General features: G+C 47.7%; 5 protein-coding genes. All 5 read right to left on the bottom strand.

Translation table 11 applies throughout. The features are described 5' to 3' along the window. Positions 1 to 128: 128 nt before the first annotated feature. Positions 129 to 941, bottom strand: a complete 813-nt coding sequence (gene lpxA / locus Q3886_RS08515; protein ID WP_301860946.1) for an acyl-ACP--UDP-N-acetylglucosamine O-acyltransferase — start codon at positions 939 to 941, stop codon at positions 129 to 131. A 103-nt stretch (positions 942 to 1044) separates the two neighbouring features. Beyond that, complete coding sequence (fabZ, locus tag Q3886_RS08510) at positions 1045 to 1491, bottom strand: 3-hydroxyacyl-ACP dehydratase FabZ (RefSeq protein WP_301860945.1); 447 nt, start codon at positions 1489 to 1491, stop codon at positions 1045 to 1047. 12 nt (positions 1492 to 1503) lie between these two features. Continuing rightward, the gene (gene lpxC / locus Q3886_RS08505; RefSeq protein WP_301860944.1) at positions 1504 to 2337 is read right to left on the bottom strand and encodes a UDP-3-O-acyl-N-acetylglucosamine deacetylase; all 834 of its coding nucleotides are present in this window, start codon (positions 2335 to 2337) and stop codon (positions 1504 to 1506) included. Between the two features lie 188 nt (positions 2338 to 2525). Further along, complete coding sequence (gene argH, locus Q3886_RS08500; RefSeq protein WP_301860943.1) at positions 2526 to 3959, bottom strand: argininosuccinate lyase; 1434 nt, start codon at positions 3957 to 3959, stop codon at positions 2526 to 2528. 12 nt (positions 3960 to 3971) lie between these two features. Next, on the bottom strand, positions 3972 to 4678 hold a 707-nt coding region (argG, locus tag Q3886_RS08495; protein WP_301860942.1), incomplete at its 5' end, for an argininosuccinate synthase.

The raw sequence follows: 4678 nt of genomic DNA, 5'->3' as shown, positions 1-4678 counted from the left end.
CCTTTATACCCTGAAAAATATCTATTAGTATATTATACAAAAAAACATGCCGTATGTCAGTATATCAGGATATATTGCAAGAAAAAAAGGGAGTTAGAGAATACCTCTTCCTCCCTCCGTCCATGTTTTTATTCTTTCGTTCCCCGACAAATGCCCCGATCGGCATTACGCAGAAAACGCAGAAAATGTTCTACTTCTTCTGAACTGTCCAGTTCCTGTTCCATTTCGGCAATGGCCTGCCCTAAGTTCAGGCCGGACCGATACAGCAGGCGAAAGGCCTTCTTTAATTCCCGCCGTACATCTTCAGGAATACCTGCCCGCGACAGGCCTACGCTGTTCAGACCAATGCACCGAGCCGGCTGGCCATCGGCAATAACAAAGGGCGGTATATCCTGCACGACTTTTGCCAGGCCGCCAATCATGCTGTTTCGGCCAATTTTAACAAACTGATGCACGCCGGCAATACCGCCGATGACGACGCGGTCTTCTACGGTAACATGGCCGGCCAGGCCTGCACAGTTACTCATAATAACATGGTTGCCAATGACACAGTTGTGCGCAATATGCGTACATGCCTGAAACAGGCAGTCGCTGCCAACACGTGTTTCTTCGCCTTCGCCAGTGGCCCGGCTGACCGTAACAAATTCCCGGAATACAGAACGATCGCCGATGATGACATAACTCTTTTCCCCTTGAAACTTGAGATCCTGCGGTTCAGAACCGATAGAAGCGCTTGGGAAAAAACGGCAGTTCTTACCAATTGTCGTCCAACCGTCAATCGTCACATGCGCCATAATTTCCGTTCCGTCACCAATGACAACATGAGGACCAATAACGGCATACGGACCAATTTTTACGCCTGCGCCAATCGTCGCCTGCGGATCTATAATAGCCGTTGGATGTATCATGCGGTCCTGCATGGTTTCTTTTTCCTCGGTCATTAAAGTCACTCCTCGCCTTCCTGCCCATTACTGCAGGTGCTTATACACAACTTTCATATTCTTAATAGCATATGAAGTCAGAAACAAAAATAATATAATGAACTTATTTCTTGGGATCCTGTCCCGGCATAAGGGCAAACATATACTCCCCTTCTGCGCACAGGATATCGCCTACATGACACTGAGCCTTGACTTTTCCCATCTTGCCGCGAACTTTTTCAATATCTGCCCGCATAACAACCTGATCGCCAGGACGGACAGGATGACGGAAGCGCAGTTTGTCAATGCCTGTAAAATACGGAATGAGCCCGCGGTTTTCTTCAGGATATAACAGTGCCACACCGCCGACCTGAGCCATTGCTTCGGCCAAAAGAACACCGGGCATAACCGGACGCCCTGGAAAATGGCCCTGGAAAAACAATTCGTCAAAGGTGGCATTTTTAATGCCAACGGCGTATTTCATCGGTTCCAGTTCAATGATGCGATCGACTAACAGCATCGGATACCGATGCGGTAAAATTTCCATAATATCAGTAACTTCCAAAACCATTCAAATTCCTCCTTAATTCAGTTCTTCTACGATTTTCTGCGTCAGCAAATGGTTCAGTTTATGACTCGATTTTACGGCAATAACGTGTCCCTTTAAGGTCGGCCCAACTAATGCAAGATCGCCAATAATATCCAGTACTTTATGACGCACCAGTTCGTCACTGACCCGCAATTTGGATAAGCACGTGTGATCATCGTAAACGACGACATTTTCCAGCGTACCGCCCTTGCCGAGTCCCAGCTTTTTCAGCATATCCAGTTCCTGCGTAAACGCAATCGTCCGGGCATAAGCAATTTCTTTTACATACGTTTCCCTGGTAATTTCTGCATCAAAAAACTGCACGCCCAGCAGCGGATGAGGATTGATAGACGTGAAAGTAATGCGAAATCCATCATAGGGAAGAATAGCAATAAACTTATCGTCTTCCTGTACAAGATGCTGTCTGGATACAGCCAGTTCATGCCGCGGTGCCTGCAGTGTCCTGACGCCAGCCTGTTCAATGAGTTCCACAAAATTCAGACTGCTCCCATCGGCTACGGGAGGTTCGGCTGAATCCATTTCAACAAAACAGTTATCTATTTGCAGGCCGTTCAGCGCTGACAGCACATGTTCCACTGTAAAAACCTTAGCGGCACCATGTTCCAGCGTCGTCGCCCGCATCGTATTCGTCACATTCGTCAAATGGGCTTTGACAGATGGACGGCCAGGTAAATCTGTGCGAATAAAAACGATCCCTGTATCAGCTGGGGCAGGGCCCAGTACCATATGAACCTCCTGGGCAGCATGCAGTCCAATGCCGCTGTACGAAACAGGGCGTGCCAGTGTGGTCTGTAATACATGTGACATAGGTATGCCCCTCCTTTCTTCGAGGATTACACATCATAAATTCCATACTGGTTTATTATACCTTATTTTTATAATAATTGCCAACCCTAAAGACTGCAGCCCTGTCTGCTGTCGTGGCAGATTGTAAACGAAAAAAGAGATACTCCTATGACGAGCGTCATAAAAGTATCTCTCTGTGTCATTTCCGCTTATCGCAAGAGGTCATATACAGCAGAAACTGCAGCATCCCACTGCGCAATTACCTGCTGTTCCTGGACAACTGCTTTCTGTCCGGCCTTACACTGCCGTTTTACAGAAGACGGCGATGTGCCGTTATATGTATTGCGCTGATTGACGCAGGTTTCAATATCCAGGAAGTGATGAATATCTTCGGCAAACAAAGGACTCATGTCCTGCAGCTCTGCCAACGAAAGCTGCTGCAGCACCTTTCCCTGTTCAATACAATAATGTACCGCTTTGCCGACTACAGCATGGGCTTCCCGGAAAGGAAGTCCCTTTTTTGCCAAATAATCAGCCATATCGGTTGCATTGGAAAAATCCCGTTCCAGTACGTCCCGCATGCGTTTTGCATTGACAGTCATGCCATCAATCATGGCCGAATAAATCGTCAGGGCAAACTTAATGTTGTCTATGGCATCAAACAGGCCTTCTTTATCTTCCTGCATGTCTTTGTCATAGGCCATGGGAATCCCTTTCATCATAGTCAGGACTGCCATGAGATGCCCATAGAATCTGCCCGTTTTGCCGCGAACAAGTTCACAAATATCGGGGTTCTTTTTCTGCGGCATAATGGACGAACCTGTGCAGTGAGCATCGTCTAATTCAATAAATTTAAATTCCGATGACGACCAGAGAATAAACTCTTCCGACAACCGGCTTAAATGCATCATAATCTGCGCAGCTGTTTCCAGGAAGGCAATAATGTAATCCCGGTCACTGACAGCATCCATGCTGTTGTCATAGATCTTGCTGAAATGGAGCATATCCGCTACTGCCGGCTGATCCAGGGGGTACGTCGTACCTGCCAGCGCACCGGCGCCCAAAGGCATGCGGTCCGCCATATCCCAGGCGTACTGCATATGAATGAAATCACGGGACAGCATGGAGAAATAGGCCATCATATGATGACTGAACAGGACCGGCTGTGCCCGCTGAAGATGGGTATAGCCCGGCATGATGACATCGCCGTGCTTTTCTGCCGTCTTGAGGATAGATTCCTGCAGCTTCACCAGCAGCTTGGACACGGCTGCAATTTCCCGCCGCACATACATATGCGTATCCAGTGCGACCTGGTCATTGCGGCTCCGGCCCGTATGAAGGCGTTTGCCAGCTTCACCAATTGCATCGGTCAGGCGTTTTTCAATATTCATATGAATATCTTCCAATTCCACAGAAAAAGGAAAGTTTCCTTCTTCAATCTGCCCATATATGGTTTTCAGCCCGGCTACAATAGCATTTTTGTCAGCTTCCGAAAGAATCCCCTGCTTGGCCAGCATCGTCGCATGGGCAATGCTGCCGCAAATATCTTCAGCATACATACGGCAGTCAAACTGAATGGAAGCATTAAATTCTTCTACGCTCTTATCCGTGGCCTTTGTAAAGCGGCCGCCCCATAATTTCATCGTGTTCGCTCCTTATTTCCCTGATTTTTCAACGTGCTGTTTCATGAGAGCCCGCATCTTGAGCGGTAAGCCAAAGAGATTGATAAAGCCTTCAGCATCGGTCTGATCATATACGTCATCTTCGCCAAAAGTAACGAATTCTTCATTATACAGCGAATACGGAGACGTAGAGCCGGCGCTGATAATATTGCCTTTATACAGCTTCAGCCGTACTGTACCGGTTACAGTCTGCTGCGTTTCATTGACAAAGGCATCGAGCGCTTCCCGCAGCGGCGAGAACCATTTGCCGTCATAGACGAGTTCGGCATACTTATTGGCTACTGTTTCTTTATAATGGAACGTATCGCGGTCGAGGCAGAGGTATTCCAATTCTCTGTGCGCATACATGATAATAGCTCCGCCGGGATTTTCATAAATACCACGGCTCTTCATGCCAACGAGACGGTTTTCAACGATATCGACAATGCCGACACCATTTCTGGCACCGATTTCATTAAGCGCCGTAATAAGTTCAACAGCCCCCATCTTCTTGCCATTGACAGCAACGGGAACGCCTTTTTCAAAATCTACGGTCACATATTCCGGTGTATCCGGAGCCTGTTCCGGCGTCTTCGTTACCATGTATACCATGTCCTTAGGTGCATTGGCCGGATTTTCCAGATCGTCCCCTTCATGGCTCAAATGCCAGATATTCCAGTCCATGCTGTAGGGATAGGGAT

Origin of the sequence: uncultured Megasphaera sp. (assembly GCF_958350005.1) — a bacterium.
In the GTDB taxonomy this organism is placed as follows: domain Bacteria; phylum Bacillota; class Negativicutes; order Veillonellales; family Megasphaeraceae; genus Megasphaera.
This window is presented reverse-complemented; position numbering and strand designations above follow the sequence as displayed.